Raw genomic sequence first — 22,994 nt, 5'->3', positions numbered from 1 at the left:
TTTGCAAAAATGCTGCGAGCGTCGTTCGACAGACCTGACCCTCGGGCCATCCCGCTTCAACCGTTTAGAATTGCGTTTATCCTTAGGATAGGCGACGTTCTGGAACGGGGAGCAAACAGCAGGATCACTAAAAAGGAGTGGAATCCCTCATTGCTAAATTTCTTTTTTTCTTCTTCCTTTACAGCGAGTTTGCAGCTATCACTTTAAAAAGCACGCTTTTCTTCGTTAGCCGCACGCAAACTCGCTAAGATAGCGGTTCCACGAGTTTTTTTCCTAAGCTTCTTCCTGTTTGCTTGATGCTGAGAGCTCGCCCAGGGCTGGCGAATGGCATGTAACGGTCCCGGCTATCGCAAGTTGCGGGAGTAAGGACGTGGATTTGTCGGATTAGTTGTTTTAATAATTGGTCTCTAAAATAGCAATTTTCAGCAAACTACCCGTTATTTGCGATGAGCCGTTGTTGTTGCCAGTGCGGCTACCTACCAATTTTTAAAATTCTTATTGCACCTTGAATTACGAGAATAAATACGATTGTTCCAATAATTAAATCGGGTTTACTTGAATTTAACCAATTGACTAGTAAGGCAGCAATTATAACTCCTACATTTATTATTATATCATTTGAGGTGAAGATCATACTTGCTTTCATATGAGCTTCCTTTTTACTTTTAGATTTCTGAAGCAGATATAAACAAATTCCATTTGCAATCAATGCTAAAATTGAAACAATTATCATTGTTGAAAAATCAGGAAGTTTTTCATTTCCAAAAAATCTTCTTAGAACTTCTGCAAATCCAATTAGCGCTAATAAAATTTGGAAATAACCAGCTAAATTGGCAATTTTTTTCTTTTTTACGATTGAACCTCCTACAGCAAAAAGACTAATTCCATAAACAAAAGAATCTGCTAGCATATCTAAACTATCTGCAACTAATCCCATAGATTTTGAGATTAAGCCAGTTGTCATTTCTATGATAAAAAATGCAAAATTTATTACTAGTACAGACCAGAGTAATTTCTTTTGTTGAGAATTTTCTTCGAATTCAGTTTGGTCGGTTTGTTCCGTTTTTATTTTTTTAGTTCCTAATTTTAGTCCGTTTAATGAGTCTTCTATGGATTGAATTTCACCTTCGTGGAATACCGTTAATTTTCTATTTGGTATGTCAAAATTGAGATTTTTAATACTAGAGATTCCATCTAATTTCATCCTAATCAGATTTTCTTCTGAAGGACAATCCATTTTTGAAATTGTGAAAACTGACTTATTCATTGAGGTTAATTTTATCTAGCTGCTGCAAGATAAATTATGAATTTAAACTTGAGAACTTTCTTTTTTAGAAATTTGGTTTTTAAGCTGAATGCTAAATGTCCGCATTGGCTACAACGTGTTATATCTTTCCAAATATAGCTTTTTATTCGAGTATGTTCCGGGATAACCGCAGGTTTGGGTCACTTTTAGAACGTTCCATCATTTCCTTAAGACTTTCATCTAGTGGACTCCGTATCTGTGTAAGGTTCTTTTGTGTTACATGAGTATAAATCATTGTCGTCTCTGGTCTCGAGTGGCCTAGTAGTTCCTGAATATAGCGTAGATCTATTCCGTTTTCCAACATATGGGTTGCATAACTATGCCTCAAAGTGTGAGGAGAAACATTTTTTCTAATTCTGGCCCTTCTGCAGGAATCCTTTAAAAAACTTCGTACCGCAGAGGCGGTGTAAGGATTATCTTTAAGGCCTTCAGCAAAGTAAACTTTAGGTTCGTAGGTCTGCAGGTAATTGAAAAATAAAGGGAGAAAACTTTCCGCAAGCATTACGTAACGGTCTTTTCTGCCTTTTGCCTGTCTAATTAAAATCTGCCTCCGGTCTACGTCGATATCAGTTAATTTTAGACTGAGTAATTCCCCAATCCTCAATCCCGAAGCATAGATCAAGGCTAGAATACAGCGATGTTTTAAATTTCGTGTAGCCCTTAAAAGATCTATAACTTCTTCTTTACTTAAAACTCCAGGTAAATATTTGCTTTTTCTGGGCCTTTTAATTTTAGAAGGGTCAATTTCCTCCTGGTTTGTAAGGTCGAAATAATGTCTGAGCGCAGTTATGCATTGCCGGTGCGAACTAATTGAATAGTTCTTTTCAGCAATTTCCTGCTCTACGAACCTTTCTACATCATTAATTTTATAGAAAGTTTTAAACTTATGAAAGCTAAGGAATTTTTTTACAAAATTAGTATAGGTCTTAATGGTGCTCCTGCTTTTACGCTGTCCATTTAAATATTCTCGATAATTCAATAATTCCGACCTATCGGTCTTAGATGCTAAAATTTCTTTTTCCAGAGTTTCCATTCCCGGAATATTAAGGTTAGAATAATCTACATAATACCCGTATGCATTTAAATGCTTAAAAAAACGGTCAAGGTCTTTTGTGCTGGCCCTGATATAAAAGCATCCAAAAGTGCTGCTCCATGAGATAATATCCAGCTTTTTCAAGTGGTTTATCATTTCCCGATCATAATTAAAGCGGATCTCTATTTGAGAGGTTTTATGATGCTGAAATTCATATAATTCAATCTTCTTCATTTTTAGTAAATAAGACTTTAAATATAGCTGAAAATCAGATATATAGGATGTAGTAGAGATGAAAAATTTCACCTAATGAATAATAGTTTAAATCATTGATTATAAGTTTTTTATAGCAGATGAATAAAAGTATTAGAAGAACCCTGAAAAAAGGCCTATTTCAGGTATTCTATTTCAATTTTTTTGTGAAGTTTTTGCAGCACAATACTTTCTATTTCATTGTTAGGATGATAAATCGTAAGCCTGTAATTAGAATGTTTTATACCAGGATCTGAATGATCATCGTATCCTTGTAAAATACTTTTTTCAGGATGTGCTTCAACAATTTTCATTTGCCTGGGAGTTAATTCAACCTTATTTCCCCAGAACGGAATAAAACCGTTGAGTTTAAAAGTGGTTACAGAAACTCCATTCTTTCCGTGAATATTAGGTTCTACTTTTATAGCTATTTTTTCTTTAAGCGTATCTGAAACATCTTTTTCTTTATAATGCTGAATATGTTTTGTTGACTTAAAATAGACTTCAGAAATATTAAAAACCGGAACAGAATTACTGGCTTCTTCTATCTCTATTCCCGCTTTTTCAAAAATTGAGAACAATAGCTTAATTTCCTCTGGATTCATATCGCCATCTGCATAGGCCATTTCATGAAGCATGATTGCCAATGAGTGCTTTTTAGGTTTGCTTAATCCTTCTAATATGATGTTTGCCTGTTTCATATTGAATTTCCTGGCTTCCTCTACAAACTCTGAATCGAAATTTAATAACTTCATTAACTGCCCTAAATACACTAGTTCTCCCTTGGCGATCTTCTTATCAGCCAGGATGACATTATCTATCGCCTTTACGATGGCTAATTTTTCGGCAAGATTAAAATCCATTCTTTATTCTTTTCAGTTATAGTGTTTTTTATTAGCTAAATATACTGAAAAACAAGGTGTTATGTTGTATAATGCTGATGGTAAATAAAATATTCCTGAGCCTTAGTTGATTCTATTCTTCCATAAAAAAATCCGGGACCACTTAAGATCCCGGATTGAAATATCAATAATTGAATTGAATATATTAAGCCAGCATAACCGCTTTTACATTTACAAATTCATGCAGACCAAATGTTCCATGTTCTCTACCGTATCCAGAATCTTTAACTCCGCCAAAAGGCATATTAGGTTTCGCTAGACCAAATGAGTTGATAAAGACCATACCAGTATCAAAATGATACTTGGCCAAATCTTTTGCTTTTTCTTCATCTTTAGAGAAAATACCGCCACCCAGTCCAAATCGGCTGTCGTTTGCAATTCTCATGGCATCATCAGCATCTTTTGCTCTAATCAGGGAAGCAACAGGTCCAAATAATTCATCGTCATAAGCTGGCATACCAGGTTTTAATTCATCCAGGACAGTGGCAGGATAAAAATAACCATCACCCTCAGGTATTTTACCGCCGCAAAGGATCTTGGCTCCTTTTTTCACACTTTCTTCTACCTGCTCATGTAATTCTTCACGAAGATCTTTTCTCGCCATAGGTCCAATATCGCTATCGTCACTGGTAGGATCCCCCGCTTTGATATTAGACATTTGCTCAACGAAAGCCTTTTTAAAATCTTCGTAAACTTCATCAACTACAATAAATCTTTTTGCAGCCACACAGGTTTCACCATTATTATAAATTCTTCCCTGTACGCAAGTTTTAACCGCTAAATCTATATCGGCATCTTCCAGTACTATATAAGCGTCATTACTTCCCAGCTCCAGAACAGATTTTTTAAGTGCTGCACCCGCTTTTTCTCCAATAACCTTACCTGCTTTTGGACTTCCCGTTAAGGTAACTCCACGAATAAGGTCATTTTCAATAACATCATTACTTTGGTCATGAGAAATTAATAATACTTTAAAGAGATTTTCTGGTAAGCCGGCTTCCTGGTAGATCTTTTCCAGCATTAATGCTGAACCGGTTACGTTTTCTGCATGTTTTAATAAAACTCCGTTCCCGGCCATTAGGTTCGCGATGGAGTATCTAACTACCTGGTAAGATGGGAAATTCCATGGTTGTATTCCATAGATGACCCCCAATGGAGAATAGGTGATATACCCTTTACCACCTTCCGGCAGTTCTCGCTCTTCATCTTGAAGACTTTCAGGTCCGTTTTCAGCTGTATAATCACAGATACCTGAGCATAGGTCTACTTCCTGTTCACCCTGGCTTAAGAGCTTCCCCATTTCTGAAGTCATAAGTTTTGAAAGTTCCTGCTTATGTTCAGCCAGTTTCTTTCCAATATTCTTAATTACTTCTGCACGCTCTTCAGCAGGTTTTGCCTTCCATTTTAAGAACGCCTGGTGGCAATCTTTTATCGCCTGCTCCATCTCAGCATTAGACATTAGATCATAAGTATCTATGGTTTTTCCTGTAGCGGGATTAATAGTTTTAAGGTTCTTTTCTTCAGACATAATTTTTCTTTTTAGCTAATTTTTTTCAATTTTAAAGATACTCATTAATGTCCCGAACTATTGATAAGACCTTGTTAACAATGATGCGAAAAGAACCAAAGTTCATTAAAGTTTTAATAATTTTTGAAGATTTCTATGTATTCAACTAACCTGATTTCGAAGATCAGGTTAATGAAGCTTCATACGCTTAATGATCTTTCGGTCTTTACTGGAGAGAAACCAGTAGGTGAGATAAAGTATAGCAGGAGTATAAATTAAAAGTATAAAATTTACTTCTATGGCAAAGCCCTGTATGGCAATTCCCGTAAATAGTGCCAGAATTGAAATTAACCCCCCAAGACCCGGCCATTTGTAGGCCAAAACCAGGCCAATACAGGTTATAACCGGAAAACAAATAAAGCTGATTAATTCTATTGGATCTTTGAAAGTATCGGTCCTCGCTGCCTCTTCACCAAAAATATAAGCTATCACGAAAAATAAAATAAAGGCGAGGATAAGACTGCCCCAGATCCTGGCGCTCCAGAGAACAGTTTTATTTATATGAGTTTGATTTTTCACGATGTTAAGTTTCTAAATCAAAATTTTAAATTGTCTATCTAATTTAACCATTTTCAGTTTTCATTCCTAGGTTCTGGTTATCAGATTTTTAAAGATTTGTAGGTTTGTAGAAATACTTTTGTAAATTGAAGTTCAGACTTTAGCCTACCAATCCGCTGGGATTAATTCTTGATTATTCTTTATAATTTTAATTTTTAAAACGATTACAAATGCAGTCAGAGCTACAGGAAGCTTATGGGTTTCTGTTTGAAAAAGAACTTTTAGAGGAAATTGCTGAAACCGGGACCTTAAAGAAAGCCGCAGCAGGGGAGAAGATCATAGAGATAGGTGATTATGTAACCGGTATGCCACTTCTTTTAAGGGGAGCCGTTAAGATCCTGAGGGAAGATAAAGATGGAGACGAGCTTCTGCTATATTTTATAGAACGGGGAGATACGTGTGCGATGACCCTTAATTGCTGTATGGGAAGAACTAAAAGTGAGATACGCGCGGTTGCTGAAAGGGATACTTCTTTAATAATGATCCCTGTTTCTAAAATGGAGGAGTGGACTGCCAGATATAAATCCTGGCGCAATTTTGTATTTGAGTCTTACCATTCTCGCTTATCAGAAATGCTGGATGCCATAGATGCGATTGCCTTTATGAATATGGACGAACGTCTAATGAGGTACCTAAGAGATAAGGCGAAAGTTAATCGGGATGAGGTTGTTCATAGTACTCACCAGCAAATTGCCTATGATATGCATACTTCCAGGGTAGTGGTATCACGTTTGCTCAAGAAACTTGAGATCGAAAAAAAGATATCCCTGCAACGTAACCAGATAAAAGTAATAGATCTGTAATATGCTATGTAACTAAGGTTACTGCCCAGACCGAACATTGACGGTACTTTTGCCCCGAATTAAATTATCGATATGGAAATACTTGAAATACTGGGATACTTTGGAGCACTTATAATAGGAGTTGTCCTGGGTTTAATTGGAGGTGGAGGTTCTATTCTAACGGTACCTGTCCTGGTTTACTTAATGGCTATAAATCCAGTTACAGCAACTGCTTATTCTCTGTTTGTGGTAGGGACCTCTTCTTTAGTTGGAGCCCTGCGGAATATTCCAAAGAAACTTATCGATTTTAGAACAGCCATAGTTTTTGCTATTCCGGCTTTTGTCGCCGTTTATCTCACCAGGAAATTTCTTGTGCCTGCAATTCCTGCTGAAATATTTACGGTTTTTGATTTTACTGTCACCAAAAATATAGGGATCATGCTCTTTTTTGCCATAATTATGGTAATTGCATCTATTTCTATGATACGAGAAAAGGATAATGGCAGAAACGTAGAGGAGGAAAAAGTAACTTATAATTATCCTTTGATAATTCTTGAGGGTGTTGTTGTTGGTTTACTCACAGGTATTGTTGGTGCCGGTGGAGGCTTCCTTATTATACCTGCGCTGGTCCTTATGGCCAAATTACCTATGAAAAAGGCGGTAGCTACTTCCTTATTGATCATCGCAGTTAAATCACTCATAGGTTTTATAGGAGATGTTGAAAATATGGATATCGATTGGGTATTTTTATTAATATTTACCGGAATATCTATAGCTGGAATCTGGCTAGGGGTTTATCTTAATAACTTCGTCAATGGCAAGAAGCTTAAAAAAGGTTTCGGTTGGTTCGTATTATTAATGGGAATCTATATTATTTGGAGTGAATTATATTAAATTTTTGTTAAAACACTATCTAATCGTTAGGCAAATCAATTGATTTTCAGCGTTAACTCATTGAAATAGTGTAATTTTATTAAACCGAAAATTGAATTATTCCCATATTCCCCCCGCCTGATTTATTTTAGTAGATAGTATACCTGCTTTTCGTGATTGTAAGTGGGTTAGATTGAATTATATATTCTATCCGGATATATGGACAATGTTTTTCAGGAGTTATGGTTTGGGGGGAAACAAGTGCACGCAAACTCCGCGTTGCAACCGATTAAAAACCTTCTCCCTGATGGAGATCTTCAGTTAAAGGATTTCTTTTAGAATGGTTATTCTGTTCTATATCCGGATATTTTTCTTTCTTATTCAATGTTTTCTCCAACATTATTCACACTTCTTAATATTACCTAAAACTTTAGAAAATAGGTGCAGTTAAGCCATGTTGACCTGCTTAAATTTCTTAATTTTATTTATCGAAAGATTAAATGATTTTAGGGATTTTCCCAACCTTACTTTAGAAAAACTTCCTTGATGGAAAACCTCGATTACGCCAGACTTCAAATGGCATTTACCCTTGGATTTCATATTATTTTTGCGTGTATAGGCATGGTAATGCCTTTTTTTATGGTAGTATCCCATAAAAAATGGTTGAATACCCGCAAGCCTGTCTACCTAAAACTTACTAAAGCCTGGCAAAAGGGTGTGGCTATATTCTTTGTTACCGGGGCAGTTTCTGGTACAGCACTTTCATTTGAATTGGGGATGCTCTGGCCAGAATTCATGAAACATGCAGGACCCGTAATTGGTATGCCTTTCTCTTTAGAAGGAGCTGCGTTCTTTGTAGAAGCAATTGCCCTCGGCTTTTATCTCTATGGATGGAACAAGCTACCAGAAACTTTTCACTGGATCACCGGAATTATTATAGGAATTTCTGGCGTAGCATCTGGGATCCTGGTGGTCTCGGCAAATGCGTGGATGAATTCCCCAACTGGATTTGATGTGATAGACGGGAATTTTGTTAATATAGATCCCGTCGCGGCCTTTTTAAATGATGCCTGGTTTACCCAGGCACTACATATGACTCTTGCCGCTTTTGCCGCCACAGGTTTTGCTGTAGCCGGTATTCATGCTTTTCAGATATTAAGGAACAAGAGACCCGAGCTGCATAAGGAAGCATTTAAAATAGCTATATTTTTTGGTGCTGTTGCCGCCTTACTCCAACCTTTAAGTGGTGATCTTTCAGCAAAAGATATTGCCGAGAGACAACCGGTAAAACTAGCGGCTATGGAGGCTCATTACGAAACTAAAAAAGGCGCCCCTCTGTATATTGGTGGTATTGTAGATGAAGAGAATAAAGAAGTTACTCATAAAATTGAAATCCCAAAGGCTCTTTCTTTTCTCGCATTTGGAGATTTTGATGCTGAAGTAAAAGGCCTGAATGACTTCCCTGAAAATGATTTGCCGCCCGTAGCTATCGTGCACTATGCCTTCCAGACCATGGTGGGAATTGGTACTTTGATGATGATTGCAGCTTTGATCTTCTTTATTAGTCTCAAGAAGAAGAGCTGGCTGAATAATCGAAAATACTGGTGGCTTTTTGCCATTTTAAGTCCGCTTGGCTTTGTAGCGGTTGAAGCCGGTTGGGTGGTGACCGAAGTGGGACGTCAACCCTGGATCGTTTATAATATTATGAGAACCTCAGAGGCAGTGACGCCAATGCCGGGGATGAAATATAGTTTTTTCCTTTACGTTGCTGTATACATCATCCTGGCGGTGACCGTAACCTGGCTTATGAAAAGGCAAATAAAAGTTCTTAATAAATCAATAGGATAATGATGCTATACGTAGTGCTGTTTTTTACTTTCTTTTCGCTTTTCCTTTATGTTCTACTGGGAGGTGCCGATTTTGGTGCTGGTATCGTGGAGCTTTTTTCTTCACGGAACGATCGTCAGCTTAACCGGGATACCATATATAAAGTAATGGGGCCGGTCTGGGAGGCCAATCATATATGGTTAATTATACTTATCGTGATCCTTTGGATCGCCTTTCCGGTTTATTTCAATATTATTATAATTTACCTGCATATTCCTCTTACCCTGGTATTGCTGGGTATTACCATACGTGGAGTAGCCTTTATATTCAGGCATTATGATGCAGTAGTAGGAGCTTCCCAGGTTTGGTATAACCGCATGTTCAGGTTTTCCAGTCTAATAACTCCCATTTTCCTTGGAATGTGCTTCGGAACCTTAGTAAGCGGTAAAATTGTAATAACAGAGGATTATTCTGAAACTTCGTTTGCCGAAATTTTTATGTTTCCCTGGCTTAATGTATTTACAATTCTTACCGGCTTGTTCTACGCTTCTTTATGCGCTTTCCTTGCTTCAACCTTACTTATAGGAGAAACAACTGGAGAAATAAGAAAATTATATAGTAAAAAATCTGCGATTTTCACTATCGTGCTAGTAATTATGGGAGGATTACTCCTGGCGTATGGGTTGTGGAATAAAATGGTCTTTGTTCAGGACTTCTTATCTAATGCTTATTCATTAAGCGCGGTAAGTCTTTCTGCCTTAATATTGATCCCTTTATGGAAAGCTATTAAAGAGCAGCATAGTTTACTAACCAGGTTTTATGCCGGGTTTCAGGTCTTATTAGTGATTTTTGCGGCTGTAAATACCCATTTTCCTAATTTGATAATTACCAGTACCGGCGATATTAATATGATGGACGAAACTGCTCCAGATTCAGTAATAAGGGTTTTAGGGATCTCTTTAATTATTGGAGGAGGTATTATTCTTCCGGGACTTTTTCATCTTATGAAGTCTTTTAATATGATAAGTATTCCTAAAAATATCACCGGGGAAGATGATTGATATACCAAAGAAATTATAAAATTCTTCTTAAGCTTTGCTATAGGTTCAATTTTAGGTAATTTGGATTTTGAAAATAAACTTAAATCATAAGCAATATGAGATCATCTATTTTAAAAGGACTTTTTTTTAGCAGTATACTTTTTTTTATAGCCTGTGGTGAAAGTACAGATGTTGTAGAATCTGGAACTTACCAGGGAACTGTAAAAGAGGTTGAAGCAGATAAAACTGAGATCTATGTTACTACCAGCGATGATAAAACGCTGGAACTTTATTTTACTGAAACTACCAGCCTTACCAGAAATGGAAGTGAAGTTGAATTTTCTGAGCTTGAAGAAGGACAGAAAGTTGAGGTAGAAGTGGAGAAAAACGGAAAAAGATTAGATCCCGTTTCTGTTAAAATTATGGAATAATAATGGATCAATTACCAGATTTTTGGCGGACAGAGGTGTTTCATCCTCTGTCCGTTCATTTTCCGATCGTTCTACTGTTACTTGCAACGCTTTTTAAATTCATCGCACTCTGGTCTTCAAAGATCACCTGGGATCATGGAGGCAGGTTTTTATTAATACTGGGCGTAATTGGTGTATGGATCTCTATTTATACTGGTAATCTTGCAGATGGAATTGTATCCCGTCAATTATGCGATCCTACCGTTCTCAAAGAGCATGAGAATTTCGCCTATACCACAGCCTGGTTATTTTCTATCGCACTAATTCTTGAGCTTTTAACCAGGTATATAGACCTCATAAAAACTAGAATTGTATCTGTGGTACTAGTTCTATTAATGTTCTCTGGATCTGTTACTCTGGCGTATGTTGGTCATCTAGGAGCAGAACTGGTATATCAACAGGCTGCCGGCGTAAATATCCCTACAGAAGACTGCGCTGAATTCAATTGATATTATTTAAAATCCCGGTCTTTTACTATAAGTTTAAAGTGAAGTTTTCCATTTAAACCTTTATTATCCTATTTTTAAGGTTCAGCCTAATAAATCACATTGACGAATTTTAAAGATAAAACCGTACTTATCACCGGGGGAGCATCTGGAATTGGACTCCTGATGGCAGAAATATCTATTCAAAAAGGAGCCTCAAATCTTATTATTTTAGATATAAACGACACCGCTCTGCAAAAAGTGAAAGATAAACTGCATTCTGCAAAATGTGCTGTGTTGACTATTACTACAGATATAACCAGTGAGGTAGATCTTGAAAATGCCATTTCTAAGATTGATGCTGCAAATCTGGAAGTAGATTTCCTTATTAATAATGCCGGGATCGTAACAGGTAAGAATTTTGCCGATCATTCTTTTAAGGATATTGATAATAATATGCAGGTGAACTCCATAGCACCTATGAAACTTACTTCGATAATTCTGCCTTCAATGATCAAAAGAAGGTCTGGACATATTGTGAATATTTCGTCTGCTGCCAGTATGCTCTCTAATCCCAGAATGTCTGTCTATTGCGCTAGCAAATGGGCTATGACCGGGTGGTCTGATTCTTTAAGAATAGAAATGGAGCAGGAAAAGACCGGAGTGAAAGTACTTACCGTAACCCCCTATTATATAGATACCGGAATGTTTAAAGGGGTAAGGTCCCCAATTATTCCCATATTGAAGCCTGAGAGGGTAGCTCAAAAAATTATTAGAGCTATAGAAAAAGAAAAGATCATCTTGCGAACTCCCTGGATCATATATACGTTACCATTTATAAAAGGAATTTTGCCAAAGCGATTCATGGATTTTTTTATTGGAAAAATCTTCGGTATATATCACATTATGGATCATTTTAAAGGAAGGAACTATGACAAAATCTGAACTTTCAAATTTACTCCATAATCAAAAACTGGCCTTCCAGAAATCTCCTCCCGAATACGAGAAAAGAATAAAGAGCCTTAAAAAGCTTTCAGATATAATTGAAGAAAATAAATACCGACTAATTGAAGCTGTCTACAAGGATTTTGGTTTAAGAGCCAGGGAGGAAACCCTCTTCCTTGAGATCTTTCCGCTTCAGGATGAGATTAGACATGCAGTTAAGAATCTTAGGAGTTGGATGAAGAGGAGATATGTGCCCAGTTCCTGGTTTTTGCTGCCAAGTTCAGCATATTATCAATTTCAACCTTTAGGCTCGGTAGGGATCATGGGGGCATGGAACTATCAAATTTTGCTTACTCTCAGTCCACTGGTCGATGCCATCGCTGCTGGAAATCATGCAATATTGAAACCATCTGAGATCGCACCTACTTCAGCAGAGGTGATCAAAGAGATCATCAATACTAATTTTTCAGCAGATTATATTCATTGTGTGACTGGTGATAGTGAACTCGCGAAAGATTTTTCATCATTGCCATTCGATCATCTATTTTTCACCGGGTCTACACGAGTTGGGAAAATGGTCATGGCTTCCGCAGCACCTAATCTAACTCCAGTAACTCTGGAATTAGGAGGGAAATCTCCTGCTATAATTCATAATTCCTATTCCGTAAAAAGGGCAGTGAAAAGAATTATGGCCGGTAAATTGTTTAATGCTGGTCAAACCTGTGTGGCTCCAGACTATGTGGTAATGCCGGAGTCACTCAATGAAGAATTTAGAAAGGAAGCTCAATTAGCAGTTGAAAAACTCTATCCCGGGATCCAGAGGAATGAACAGTATACCCAAATTATTAATTCGGGACATTTTGAAAGATTACAGGCTCTTTTAAAAGATGCCGAAGAAAAAGGAGCAAGGGTCATTGAGTTGGGTGATAGAGATGTAGCAGATACTGCTAATAGAATGAATCCAAAACTGGTTTTTAATGTAAGTTCTGATATGGATCTTATGCAAGAGGAGATCTTCGGACCAATTTTACCTGTACTTAATTTAGAAACTGTAGAAGAAGCTGTAGATTATGTGAATAATAATGCTAAACCTCTGGCGCTGTATTATTTTGATGAGAAGAAAAGAAGAATTGATTGGTTACTTAAAAATACCTTATCGGGAGGAGTTACAGTTAATGATACCATATATCACCTGGGACAGCACAACCTTCCCTTTGGAGGAGTAGGAGCTAGCGGGATGGGGCATTATCATGGTTATGACGGTTTTAAGACCTTTTCCAAAAAAAGAGCGGTAATGCATCAAAGGAAATTTGCCACTACAGACTTTCTACACCCACCTTTTACAGACCTTAAAAAGAAACTAATAAATATAATAGGGAGGTTTAGTAAGGTTTAATCTTAGTATTTCCGTGCAAAGTATTTATATTTCTGTTTTAATAAATTTGAATTAAATATCATATGGCCGGAAAGACAAAGATTATCAATGGCTACAGGCATATAGCCTATGAAGGTGATCATTTTACAGATGATGAAATGAAAATGAAGTCTATGGAATACTACAATTCTCTGGATTCCCGCAGATCTGTAAGACACTTTTCTAATAGTATGATTCCCGTTGAAGTTATCGAGAATATTATTAAAGCTGCAGGAACGGCGCCTTCTGGTGCTCACAAACAGCCCTGGAAATTTTGTGCGGTTTCCAATTCAGAATTAAAATCTAAGATTAGAGAGGCAGCAGAAAAAGAGGAGCAGGAAAACTATAATAGCAGGATGAGCGAACGCTGGTTAAAGGACCTTGCTCCATTGGGAACCGATACTAATAAAGAATTCCTGGAAATCGCTCCCTGGTTAATTATAGTTTTTAAGGAGGTTTATGAAATCGATGATGCGGGTGAAAAACAGAATAATTATTATGTGAACGAATCTGTGGGGATCGCCTGCGGAATGCTAATTTCAGCTATCCATAATGCCGGGCTGGTTACATTAACACATACACCAAGTCCTATGAATTTTCTTTCTGAAATTCTGAACAGACCTAAAAATGAAAGGGCTTTTCTACTATTACCTGTAGGCTATGCAGCAGAAGATGCTTTTGTGCCAGATATAGCTAGAAAAAAGCTGGAGGAGATTAGTGATTTCTATAAAAAATAGTACCGGCCTCTGTAGGGTGAGACCGGTACTTTGATTATTATGAAAAAACATTATTCGAGGTCAAAAAAACATATAACCTGCTTAACGCCTGTAAGATATCATTTAGAATAAATATTTTTTGTAACATTTGTTACACAGCTAGTTATAAAATAAAAAATGCCGAAGTTATTAATTACGAGAAATTCTGAATGGGCTAATAGATACAGATCTTTCGATCTATATATGAATGGAATTAAATTTGCCGAATTAAAAGATAAACAAACTTTGAAATTTGAAATTCCGGAAGGAAATTATCAACTAATTGCCAAATTAGGGAGGTATGGAAGTAAGCCAGTATCCTTTAAATTGGAAAAAGGAGAAACTAAGAGGTTTGAAGTAAAAGGCTTCTTATTTTCAAAATATCTTCTGCCACTTGCAATTTTTATCGCATTGTTATACTTCGGTATATATTTTAAATTTCATAATAATAACCTTATCCTGGCTACGGCATTAATGATACTCTTTGGATATCTATTTTATTTCCTCAGTTTTGGCCGCAACCAGTATCTAAGATTATTTGAAAGGTAATTCACGAACCACTATTCCGGGACTTCAGCGCGTTCATCGATAAGTTTTTCCTTTTTTAGATCTTCCCAGAATTGAGATGGGATCTTAATATCAAAGGCTTTCGCATTTTCCTGTACCTGCTCCGGTTTACTGGCACCGGCAAGAACAGTATTAACGATCTTAGGGGCATAAGAGAACTGAAGCGAGGCCGTACTAAGATCTACGTTATGCTTTTTAGCGATCTCTTTAATTCCATTTAACCTTTTCACCTTCTCTTCAGGCATATCTCCGGAATAGTTATAACGGCCCTGGCCTGAAAGTAGTCCTGCATTAAAAGGAGCTGCAGCGATTAATCCTACATTGTGCTTTTCTATAGAAGGAAATAATTCATCCAGGGATTTCTTGTGATCTACCAGGGAATATTGAATTGCCGATAGAAATATGTCAGGATCAGCATCTGTTTCTTCCAGGGTTTTTACTATTGGTTCTATAGTATTCACACCAAGTCCCCATCCTTTGATAAGACCTTCTTCTCTCATTTTTGTAAGTTCAGGCATAGCGCCTTTCCTGGCAACTTCAAAATGATCTAACCATGTGGTACCGTCTTTATATTCATCATTGTGGTCTGGAGAAAGATCATGAATAAATACATAATCTATACTTTCAATTCCCAGTCTTTGTAGACTATCTTCAATAGACCTTCTAACGGCTTTAGCTGAATAATCATATTTATAATCAAATGGAGCCGGCTCATTCCACATAGTTTCAGGAATATTTTTAGTAGCAGATAACACTCTCCCAACTTTGGTAGTCAGAATATAATCATCCTTCTTTTTATTATGAAGAAAATGACCAAACCTTCTCTCGCTTAATCCCAGGCCATACCAGGGAGAGGTATCATAATATCTTATTCCTGCATCCCATGCTGCTTTTAATGTTTTCTCGGCTTCTATATCACTTAATACTTTAAAGCCATTTCCAATGGCAACACCGCCGAGTCCTAATTTTTCTTTTATAACTTCTCTACCCATAACTTAAATTTTAATACCTAAATTTAAAGAGAACAACTTGTTTTAGAAATGCATTTAACCAACTCTAACAGAAAAGGTTTTCGGGTGTTAATACATTTTAAGTATTTCTGTAACAAAAGTTACTGCCTTAGCGCCTCGATATTTATATTTTTGTTCCAGAATTTAAAAACGCTTGGAAAAGTATATTGATATAATCCAGAATTCATTTACGGGATATTTTAATTATCTCGTAAACGAAATAACCCATCCAACATGGACGAGTTATTTCTATTGGCTTATTGGATTGTCGCTGTTGGTATGGATCCTGGAGATCGTTATTCCATGGAGAAAAGATCAGAAAGTTTTTCGTAAAGGTTTCTGGCTGGATAGCTTTTATATAGTTTTCAATTTTTTCCTGTTTTCATTAATTGTCTATAATGCTTTGAGTAACGTGGCTGTAGAGTTATTATATGACTTTTTACGGCTTTTCGGGATAGAGAATATAGTTGCCATAGAGTTAGGGAATCTTCCTGCATGGAGCCAGTTATTGATCATGTTTGTGCTGGCAGATTTCATACAATGGAATGTACATAGACAATTACATAAGAGAGCAAGTCTATGGGAGTTTCATAAGATACATCATAGCGTGAAAGAAATGGGGTTTGCTGCTCAATTCAGGTTTCATTTTATGGAAACTATTATTTATAAAACGGTGCAGTATATTCCCTTAGCAATGATCGGGTTCGGGATAAAAGAGTTTTTTTTAGTTCATATGTTTGCTGTGTTCGTAGGACATTTAAATCATGCAAATGTTGGTTGGAACTACGGTCTCCTGGGATATATTTTTAATAACCCTAAAATGCACATCTGGCATCACTCAAAAGAGTTACCGGAAGACCGGCCTTACGGAATGAATTTCGGACTGAGTCTAAGTCTCTGGGATTATATTTTTGGAACTGCCTATGTGCCTGAAAACGGTAAGAAAATAGAATTAGGTTTCAGTGGAGATGAAGATTTCCCTGAAGATTTTGGAAATCAAACCCTGTTTCCTTTCCGAAGAAAAGAGAAAGTAAAATCGAATAACATTTAAAAATCATAATAATATGACTATAAAACAATTCAAAGATAGTCCGCTTGCACATTATTCATATGCTATTGTTAGCGACGGAAAAATGGCCTTAGTAGATCCTTCGAGAAATCCTATGGACTATTATAGATATGCTGAAGAACAGAATGCTAAGATCGTTGCGGTATTTGAAACGCATCCTCATGCAGATTTTGTAAGTAGTCATTTGCAGATTCATGAAGAAGCCGGAGCAACTATCTATGCTAGTGAAATGGTAGGAGCAGATTATCCGCATAAGTCTTTTGATGATGGAGATTCTTTGAAGATGGGAGCGGTAGAATTTAAAGCTATAAATACTCCTGGGCATTCTCCAGATAGTATTACGATTGTGGCCAAAGACGGAGAAGAAACGGCCTTGTTTACAGGAGACACCCTTTTTATTGGAAATGTTGGAAGACCAGATCTTCGTGAAAAAGCTGGAAACATGAAGGCGAAGAGAATAGATCTTGCCAAACAAATGTATGATACCATAAAAAATAAGTTCACAGATCTGCCAGATGATGCATTAGTATATCCTGCACATGGTGCTGGATCATTGTGTGGTAAGAATATGAGTGACGCTTCTTCAAGCACACTTGGAAACGAACGCCAGGGAAACTGGGCCTTTAAAGAGCAAACAGAGGATGAGTTCGTAGAAGAGATCTTAAAAGATCAGCCTTTTATTCCTCATTACTTCGGGTTTAATGTAGATATTAATAAAACCGGACCTGAAAATGTACAGCGTACAAAATGGGCTAACAAGCTTATGCTGAATGTTGGCAAGGTTGAAAAAGAAATTACCGTGGTGGATACTAGAGATGGAGACGCTTTTAAAGCCGGACACCTTCCAAACAGTATTAATATCATGGCCCGTTCTGAAGGTGATAAATACGAAACCTGGTTAGGAGCAATAATTAAGCCTGAGGAACAGTTTTACCTGGTTTTGAACAGTGTTGATGATCTGGAAGAACTATTAGAAAGAACTGCGAAGATTGGGTATGAGAAACAGGTTAAGGCTGTGGTTACATTAGGATCTGAAGTTTCTAAAAAATCTGATGACTTTGACCTGGAAGATTTCAAAAATAATAAAGAGAATTATACTATTGTAGATATTAGGAATAATAGCGAAGTAGCAGATGGAAAGATCTTTGAAGATGCCATCGCTGTTCCTTTAAATGAACTAAGGGAAAATGCTACCGAGATTCCTTCTCACAAACCGGTAGTAGTTCATTGTGCCGGTGGATATAGATCTGCGGCCGGAAGTAGTATTCTGGATAATAAGTTTGAGAATACCAAGGTTTATGATCTAAGTGAAGCTATTAAGGAATTTAAGTAAAGTTCCCCGACTTAAGTTTACCTACAAATGACCCGGAATATTATTCCGGGTTTTTTTATGTCGTATTAGAAAGAAGGAATATAACATTTTGAAGTCATCGCGTGTTAAGCAAAAGATCTCAACTTCAAGAGCTATATGTATATTGTGACTGCTCCAATCATTTCACTAAATCACAGTGATATTTATGAGGATTTTGAGATTTCTTCAACAGTTGATACACCTTAATTTTTCTATATTTACGCTCCGACGTCAAAAAAATAACTATACATAAACCTTTTTATGGATAAGAACTACAAGGTTAAAGTGAACAACTCCCTGAAATATGAATTTTCAGAAGAGGAGATTAAGGCACTGGATACTCAGAAAACTTCAGATAGAAACTATCATTTACTCAGGGAAAATAGGTCTTACAAGGCTGAGGTCTTTAAATCTGATTTTCTAAACAGAACTTATGAGATTAAGATCAATTCTAACATTTATTCAGTTAAGATCAATAATGACCTGGATCAATTAATCGAGGATATGGGACTTTCCTTAGGAACTTCTCAGCAGGTCAATGATATTAAAGCACCAATGCCGGGTCTTATTCTGGAAGTGAATGTTAAGGAAGGTGATGAGGTGAAAGAAGGTGATTATTTACTGGTTCTGGAAGCGATGAAGATGGAAAATACTTTAACGGCTCCTCGCGATGGAGTGGTAAAGTCTGTAACTGTTGCAAAAAGCGATACGGTAGAAAAGAATCAGCTATTAATAGAAATGGAATAATTCGGGTTCAGAATCTGGAATTACGAATTTAGAATTAACAAATTAATGAGAAGTCACCTCGAGCCTGGTCGAGAGGTCTTGTTAAAAAAGAAATATGAAAAAAATATTAGTAGCCAATAGAGGAGAGATCGCATTAAGGGTGATGAAAACTGTAAAACGTATGGGAATAGATACGGTAGCAGTTTATTCTACTGCCGATAGAAATGCCCCTCACGTGAAATTTGCAGATGAAGCTGTTTGTATAGGAGAGGCACCGTCCAGCGAATCTTACCTTAAAGGCGATAAGATCATAGAGGTAGCGAAAGAATTAAATGTAGACGGAATTCATCCCGGTTATGGTTTCCTTAGTGAAAACGCCGGTTTCGCTGAATCTGTTGAAAAGAATGGAATTACCTGGATTGGTCCAGGGTCTAAAGCTATAAAAGTAATGGGAAGTAAGCTTGCGGCCAAAGATGCGGTGAAGGCTTATGATATCCCGATGGTTCCCGGAATTGATGAAGCGATCACCGATACTGAAAAAGCAAAGAAAATAGCTAAGGAGATAGGGTTCCCAATATTGATTAAAGCTTCTGCCGGTGGTGGGGGAAAAGGAATGCGTGTCGTGGAGCAGGAAAAGGAACTGGAAGACCAGATGAAGCGGGCAATTAGCGAAGCTGAATCTGCTTTTGGGGATGGATCTGTGTTCATTGAAAAATATGTGTCATCTCCGCGACATATCGAGATCCAGGTACTGGCCGATACTCATGGAAATTATGTGCATTTATTCGAAAGAGAATGTAGCATTCAACGTAGACACCAGAAAGTAGTGGAGGAGGCTCCATCTGTTGTTCTGGATGATGCCTTGAGAAAGGAAATGGGAGAAGCAGCAGTTAAAGTTGCTAAAGCATGTGATTATGTTGGTGCAGGAACGGTTGAGTTTTTATTTGATGAAAACAGGAATTTCTATTTCCTGGAAATGAATACCAGACTTCAGGTAGAGCATCCAGTAACCGAATATATCACCGGAGTTGACCTTGTGGAACAACAAATTTTGGTAGCCAGAGGAGAGAAACTTCAATTTTCTCAGGAAGATCTAAAGATCAAAGGTCACGCAATGGAACTTCGTGTATACGCTGAAGATCCACTGGAAGATTTTATGCCGAGTACCGGAACCCTGGAAAAATATGCAATTCCGGTTGGTGAAGGAATCAGACTGGATAACGGATTTGAAGAAGGTATGGAAGTGCCTATCTATTATGATCCTATGTTAGCGAAACTAATCACTTACGGAAAAACCAGGGAAGAATCGATACAGATGATGATCAAGGCTATAGATCATTATATCGTAGAAGGCGTAAGTACGACTTTACCTTTCGGAAAATTTGTATTTCAGCATGAAGCTTTCAAAAGCGGAAATTTCGACACTCACTTTGTAAAGAAATATTATTCTCCGGAAGCATTGAAAGAAGAGACCGAAGAAGAAGCAAAGCTGGCGGCCCTTATGGCATTGAAGCAGTATATGAAAGATAAGGAGCAACTAAGATTACCACACAACTAAAATTCAGAATTTAGAGATGAGTCAGAACCTCGATAAATTAAAAGATAAGATCGCTGAAGCCCATAAAGGTGGAGGCGAAAAACGAATTGCCAAACAGCATGAAAAGAAGAAACTTACTGCTCGTGAGCGTGTAGAATACCTGTTGGATGAAAATTCATTTGAAGAAATAGGAATTCTGGTAACGCACCGAACGACCGATTTCGGGATGGAAAAACAAAAGTTCTATGGAGACGGTGTAATAACCGGTTATGGAACTATTAATGGCAGACTGGTTTATGTTTTCGCCCAGGATTTCACCGTTTTTGGTGGATCACTTTCAGAAACCCATGCCGAAAAGATCTGTAAAGTCATGGACATGGCCGTTAAGGTTGGAGCACCAATGATAGGACTGAATGATTCAGGAGGTGCCCGTATCCAGGAGGGTGTAAAATCTCTTGGTGGCTACGCTGATATTTTTCATCGCAATGTAAAAGCTTCGGGGGTAATTCCTCAAATTTCAGCAATTATGGGACCTTGTGCCGGTGGTGCAGTGTATTCTCCGGCCATGACAGATTTTACGCTGATGGTAGAGGATACTTCTTATATGTTCGTTACCGGACCAAATGTGGTTAAAACGGTGACTAATGAAAATGTAACTTCAGAAGAGCTTGGGGGAGCAAGTACGCATTCAACAAAGTCTGGGGTTACGCATTTCACTGCAGCCAACGATATTATCTGTTTAGAGAATATTAAGCAGTTAATAAGCTATATGCCTCAGAATAATCAAACTCCGCCGGAAAAACTGGATTTTGAATTAGGTGACGAACACCGCGAAGTTCTCGAGAATATAGTACCTGATAGTTCTAACAAGCCTTATGACATGCATGAGGTGATAAAAGGAATTATCGATGAGGACTCTTTTTTTGAAGTACATAAGAACTACGCCGATAATATTATAGTTGGTTTTTCAAGAATTGGGGGAAGAAGTGTTGGAGTGATCGCCAATCAACCAATGAGTCTTGCCGGAGTTCTTGATGTGGATTCCTCTAAAAAAGCGGCAAGATTTACCAGATTCTGTGACTGCTTTAATATTCCGCTTCTTGTACTTGTAGATGTGCCTGGATTTCTTCCTGGGACAGATCAGGAGTGGAATGGGATCATTTTACACGGTGCTAAGCTGCTTTACGCATTAAGTGAGGCAACGGTTCCGAAAGTTACGGTGATCACCAGAAAAGCCTATGGAGGAGCTTATGACGTAATGAACTCCAAGCATATTGGCGCCGATCTTAATTATGCATGGCCAACTGCTGAAATTGCAGTGATGGGAGCTAAGGGAGCTTCAGAAATAATCTTCAGAAAAGAGATCGCTGAAGCAGCAGATCCTGAAAAGAAACTGGCAGAAAAAGAAGCAGAATATGCTGAAAAATTTGCCACTCCGTTTGAAGCTGCTCAACGTGGTTTCATTGATGAGGTTATCATGCCGAAGGATACGCGAAGAAAATTAATAAAAGCTTTTAGTGCGCTGGAGAACAAACATGTTCTGCGACCTAACAGGAAACACGGAAATATTCCGTTATAAAATTAAAAGGCCGGAATTTATTCCGGCCTTTTTCAATTAAATTAAATTCGTCTTGCTGAATTGATTTTCAGCATATGAAATCTTTAAATATGATTCAATTCAATAAAATTGTCTGTGTAGATAATACCAAACTGAATGATACTGCGATATCAGAATTACAGGATCTAAGTGAAGCTGAGGTAAAGGTATATACAGATTATCCTGAATCTAAAGATGAGGTCATTGAACGCATCGGTGACGCTGAAGCCGTGATAGTATCATGGCATACTGAATTAGATGAGGAGATCATCGAGGCTTGTCCCAGGATAAAATATATCGGAATGGCCTGTAGTCTTTACGATGATGAATCGGCGAATGTAGCTGTAAAATATGCTCGAGAAAATGGCATTACCGTAAAAGGAATTAAAGATTACGGTGACCCTGGAGTGGCAGAATTCATTATTTCAGAACTCATTCAATTGCTGAATGGTTATAAAGGAATGCAATGGAAAGAAATGCCTCAGGAACTAACCGACCTTAAAATTGGAATAATTGGGTTAGGTGTTACGGGGAAGCTACTTGCCAGGTGTTTGCTTCCATTTGGTGCAGACCTTTATTATTATAGCAATACCCGTAAACCTGATTGGGAAGATAAAGGAGTAAAATATCTCAATTTAAAGGATCTACTAAAAACCTGTGAGGCAGTTTCTTTTCACCTTCCAAAGAATGCACAACCAATAGGAGAGAAGGAGATTTCTCAATTTGGAAATGGCAAGATACTTATCAATACTTCACTAGGTCTTCCTTTTGATGAAAAAGCCTTTAGTAAATGGATACGAAATGAAGGTAATTTCGCGATCTTTGACGGTGATGGGAAAAAAGAATTATCTAAGGAAACCCTGGAAATTAGCAATGTTATAGCATTGGATGCCAGCGCCGGATGGTCAGCTCAAACTTTAAAAAGGCTTTCAAAAAAGGTGCTTGATAATATTCAAACTTACTGTAAAGAGAATTAATGTAACTATTG

The 22,994-nt window shown here is 37.4% G+C and carries 22 protein-coding genes; 16 read left to right on the top strand and 6 right to left on the bottom strand.

Going from position 1 to position 22,994, the window contains the following annotated elements; all coding sequences use genetic code 11:
• Positions 1-472 precede the first annotated feature (472 nt).
• From G530_RS0111705 to G530_RS0111685, 5 genes are all read right to left on the bottom strand, one after another.
• The gene (locus G530_RS0111705; RefSeq protein WP_026934713.1) at positions 473-1,267 is read right to left on the bottom strand and encodes a cation efflux transmembrane domain-containing protein; all 795 of its coding nucleotides are present in this window, start codon (positions 1,265-1,267) and stop codon (positions 473-475) included.
• Between the two features lie 142 nt (positions 1,268-1,409).
• Positions 1,410-2,573, bottom strand: coding sequence for a tyrosine-type recombinase/integrase (locus G530_RS0111700; RefSeq protein WP_026934712.1), 1,164 nt, complete (start codon positions 2,571-2,573; stop codon positions 1,410-1,412).
• Positions 2,574-2,728: 155 nt separating this feature from the next.
• Positions 2,729-3,454, bottom strand: a complete 726-nt coding sequence (locus G530_RS17755) for a tellurite resistance TerB family protein (protein ID WP_205619198.1) — start codon at positions 3,452-3,454, stop codon at positions 2,729-2,731.
• 184 nt (positions 3,455-3,638) lie between these two features.
• Positions 3,639-5,021: an NAD-dependent succinate-semialdehyde dehydrogenase gene (locus G530_RS0111690; RefSeq protein ID WP_026934711.1), complete on the bottom strand. Its 1,383-nt coding sequence runs from the start codon at positions 5,019-5,021 to the stop codon at positions 3,639-3,641.
• A gap of 168 nt (positions 5,022-5,189) precedes the next feature.
• A complete protein-coding gene (locus G530_RS0111685) occupies positions 5,190-5,579 on the bottom strand; it encodes a DUF7670 domain-containing protein (RefSeq protein ID WP_026934710.1) in 390 nt (129 codons plus the stop codon).
• Positions 5,580-5,788: 209 nt separating this feature from the next.
• Between G530_RS0111685 and G530_RS0111680 the strand changes: the two genes are divergently transcribed.
• The 10 genes from G530_RS0111680 to G530_RS0111625 all read left to right on the top strand — a co-directional run bounded on the left by G530_RS0111680 (position 5,789) and on the right by G530_RS0111625 (position 14,698).
• Positions 5,789-6,421 (top strand): Crp/Fnr family transcriptional regulator, encoded by a 633-nt coding sequence (locus tag G530_RS0111680; RefSeq protein ID WP_026934709.1) that lies wholly within the window; start codon positions 5,789-5,791, stop codon positions 6,419-6,421.
• 72 nt (positions 6,422-6,493) lie between these two features.
• A complete protein-coding gene (locus G530_RS0111675; protein WP_026934708.1) occupies positions 6,494-7,294 on the top strand; it encodes a sulfite exporter TauE/SafE family protein in 801 nt (266 codons plus the stop codon).
• Positions 7,295-7,819: 525 nt separating this feature from the next.
• Positions 7,820-9,121 (top strand): cytochrome ubiquinol oxidase subunit I, encoded by a 1,302-nt coding sequence (locus G530_RS0111660; protein ID WP_026934707.1) that lies wholly within the window; start codon positions 7,820-7,822, stop codon positions 9,119-9,121.
• Positions 9,121-10,161, top strand: coding sequence for a cytochrome d ubiquinol oxidase subunit II (locus tag G530_RS0111655; protein ID WP_240472153.1), 1,041 nt, complete (start codon positions 9,121-9,123; stop codon positions 10,159-10,161). The genes G530_RS0111660 and G530_RS0111655 overlap by 1 nt, the downstream gene beginning before the upstream one ends.
• Positions 10,162-10,256: 95 nt before the next feature.
• On the top strand, positions 10,257-10,571 hold the full coding sequence (locus tag G530_RS0111650) for a hypothetical protein (protein WP_026934705.1): 315 nt from the start codon (positions 10,257-10,259) through the stop codon (positions 10,569-10,571).
• A 2-nt stretch (positions 10,572-10,573) separates the two neighbouring features.
• Positions 10,574-11,059, top strand: coding sequence for a DUF2231 domain-containing protein (locus G530_RS0111645; RefSeq protein WP_026934704.1), 486 nt, complete (start codon positions 10,574-10,576; stop codon positions 11,057-11,059).
• Positions 11,060-11,158: 99 nt separating this feature from the next.
• Positions 11,159-11,980, top strand: coding sequence for an SDR family oxidoreductase (locus G530_RS0111640; protein ID WP_026934703.1), 822 nt, complete (start codon positions 11,159-11,161; stop codon positions 11,978-11,980).
• Complete coding sequence (locus tag G530_RS0111635) at positions 11,967-13,376, top strand: coniferyl aldehyde dehydrogenase (RefSeq protein WP_035716261.1); 1,410 nt, start codon at positions 11,967-11,969, stop codon at positions 13,374-13,376. Before G530_RS0111640 ends, G530_RS0111635 begins: the two co-directional genes overlap by 14 nt.
• Before the next feature lie 62 nt (positions 13,377-13,438).
• Positions 13,439-14,131 carry a nitroreductase family protein gene (locus G530_RS0111630; RefSeq protein WP_026934701.1) on the top strand — a complete coding sequence of 231 codons (693 nt, stop codon included), beginning with the start codon at positions 13,439-13,441 and terminating at the stop codon, positions 14,129-14,131.
• A gap of 156 nt (positions 14,132-14,287) precedes the next feature.
• Positions 14,288-14,698, top strand: a complete 411-nt coding sequence (locus tag G530_RS0111625) for a hypothetical protein (RefSeq protein WP_026934700.1) — start codon at positions 14,288-14,290, stop codon at positions 14,696-14,698.
• 11 nt (positions 14,699-14,709) lie between these two features.
• Here G530_RS0111625 and G530_RS16865 read toward each other — a convergent pair whose 3' ends face one another.
• Positions 14,710-15,708, bottom strand: a complete 999-nt coding sequence (locus tag G530_RS16865) for an aldo/keto reductase (RefSeq protein WP_035716259.1) — start codon at positions 15,706-15,708, stop codon at positions 14,710-14,712.
• A 172-nt stretch (positions 15,709-15,880) separates the two neighbouring features.
• Here G530_RS16865 and G530_RS0111615 point away from each other — a divergent pair, with 172 nt between their 5' ends.
• From G530_RS0111615 to G530_RS0111590, 6 genes are all read left to right on the top strand, one after another.
• Entirely contained in the window at positions 15,881-16,777 is an 897-nt protein-coding gene (locus tag G530_RS0111615; RefSeq protein ID WP_026934699.1) for a sterol desaturase family protein, read from the top strand.
• A 13-nt stretch (positions 16,778-16,790) separates the two neighbouring features.
• The gene (locus tag G530_RS0111610) at positions 16,791-18,128 is read left to right on the top strand and encodes an MBL fold metallo-hydrolase (RefSeq protein ID WP_026934698.1); all 1,338 of its coding nucleotides are present in this window, start codon (positions 16,791-16,793) and stop codon (positions 18,126-18,128) included.
• Positions 18,129-18,407: 279 nt separating this feature from the next.
• On the top strand, positions 18,408-18,893 hold the full coding sequence (locus tag G530_RS0111605) for an acyl-CoA carboxylase biotin carboxyl carrier protein subunit (protein ID WP_026934697.1): 486 nt from the start codon (positions 18,408-18,410) through the stop codon (positions 18,891-18,893).
• Between the two features lie 94 nt (positions 18,894-18,987).
• The gene (gene accC, locus G530_RS0111600) at positions 18,988-20,430 is read left to right on the top strand and encodes an acetyl-CoA carboxylase biotin carboxylase subunit (RefSeq protein ID WP_026934696.1); all 1,443 of its coding nucleotides are present in this window, start codon (positions 18,988-18,990) and stop codon (positions 20,428-20,430) included.
• A gap of 16 nt (positions 20,431-20,446) precedes the next feature.
• On the top strand, positions 20,447-21,988 hold the full coding sequence (locus G530_RS0111595; RefSeq protein ID WP_026934695.1) for an acyl-CoA carboxylase subunit beta: 1,542 nt from the start codon (positions 20,447-20,449) through the stop codon (positions 21,986-21,988).
• Positions 21,989-22,077: 89 nt separating this feature from the next.
• Positions 22,078-22,983 (top strand): NAD(P)-dependent oxidoreductase, encoded by a 906-nt coding sequence (locus tag G530_RS0111590; protein ID WP_035716313.1) that lies wholly within the window; start codon positions 22,078-22,080, stop codon positions 22,981-22,983.
• The last annotated feature ends 11 nt before the right edge of the window (positions 22,984-22,994 follow it).

This window comes from Christiangramia echinicola DSM 19838 (assembly GCF_000423065.1).
Classification (GTDB): Bacteria; Bacteroidota; Bacteroidia; order Flavobacteriales; family Flavobacteriaceae; genus Christiangramia; species Christiangramia echinicola.
The sequence above is the reverse complement of the archived record's forward strand: the minus strand, read 5'-3'. Positions and strand labels throughout refer to the sequence as shown.

Excerpts from the sequence above, each read along its gene's own strand:
- G530_RS0111705 (WP_026934713.1), bottom strand. The coding sequence starts at position 1,267 with ATGAATAAGTCAGTTTTCACAATTTCAAAAATGGATTGTCCTTCAGAA.
- G530_RS0111700 (WP_026934712.1), bottom strand. The coding sequence starts at position 2,573 with ATGAAGAAGATTGAATTATATGAATTTCAGCATCATAAAACCTCTCAA.
- G530_RS17755 (WP_205619198.1), bottom strand. The coding sequence starts at position 3,454 with ATGGATTTTAATCTTGCCGAAAAATTAGCCATCGTAAAGGCGATAGAT.
- G530_RS0111690 (WP_026934711.1), bottom strand. The coding sequence starts at position 5,021 with ATGTCTGAAGAAAAGAACCTTAAAACTATTAATCCCGCTACAGGAAAA.
- G530_RS0111680 (WP_026934709.1), top strand. The coding sequence starts at position 5,789 with ATGCAGTCAGAGCTACAGGAAGCTTATGGGTTTCTGTTTGAAAAAGAA.
- G530_RS0111675 (WP_026934708.1), top strand. The coding sequence starts at position 6,494 with ATGGAAATACTTGAAATACTGGGATACTTTGGAGCACTTATAATAGGA.
- G530_RS0111660 (WP_026934707.1), top strand. The coding sequence starts at position 7,820 with ATGGAAAACCTCGATTACGCCAGACTTCAAATGGCATTTACCCTTGGA.
- G530_RS0111655 (WP_240472153.1), top strand. The coding sequence starts at position 9,121 with ATGATGCTATACGTAGTGCTGTTTTTTACTTTCTTTTCGCTTTTCCTT.
- G530_RS0111650 (WP_026934705.1), top strand. The coding sequence starts at position 10,257 with ATGAGATCATCTATTTTAAAAGGACTTTTTTTTAGCAGTATACTTTTT.
- G530_RS0111645 (WP_026934704.1), top strand. The coding sequence starts at position 10,574 with ATGGATCAATTACCAGATTTTTGGCGGACAGAGGTGTTTCATCCTCTG.
- G530_RS0111635 (WP_035716261.1), top strand. The coding sequence starts at position 11,967 with ATGACAAAATCTGAACTTTCAAATTTACTCCATAATCAAAAACTGGCC.
- G530_RS0111630 (WP_026934701.1), top strand. The coding sequence starts at position 13,439 with ATGGCCGGAAAGACAAAGATTATCAATGGCTACAGGCATATAGCCTAT.
- G530_RS0111625 (WP_026934700.1), top strand. The coding sequence starts at position 14,288 with ATGCCGAAGTTATTAATTACGAGAAATTCTGAATGGGCTAATAGATAC.
- G530_RS16865 (WP_035716259.1), bottom strand. The coding sequence starts at position 15,708 with ATGGGTAGAGAAGTTATAAAAGAAAAATTAGGACTCGGCGGTGTTGCC.
- G530_RS0111610 (WP_026934698.1), top strand. The coding sequence starts at position 16,791 with ATGACTATAAAACAATTCAAAGATAGTCCGCTTGCACATTATTCATAT.
- G530_RS0111605 (WP_026934697.1), top strand. The coding sequence starts at position 18,408 with ATGGATAAGAACTACAAGGTTAAAGTGAACAACTCCCTGAAATATGAA.
- accC (WP_026934696.1), top strand. The coding sequence starts at position 18,988 with ATGAAAAAAATATTAGTAGCCAATAGAGGAGAGATCGCATTAAGGGTG.
- G530_RS0111595 (WP_026934695.1), top strand. The coding sequence starts at position 20,447 with ATGAGTCAGAACCTCGATAAATTAAAAGATAAGATCGCTGAAGCCCAT.
- G530_RS0111590 (WP_035716313.1), top strand. The coding sequence starts at position 22,078 with ATGATTCAATTCAATAAAATTGTCTGTGTAGATAATACCAAACTGAAT.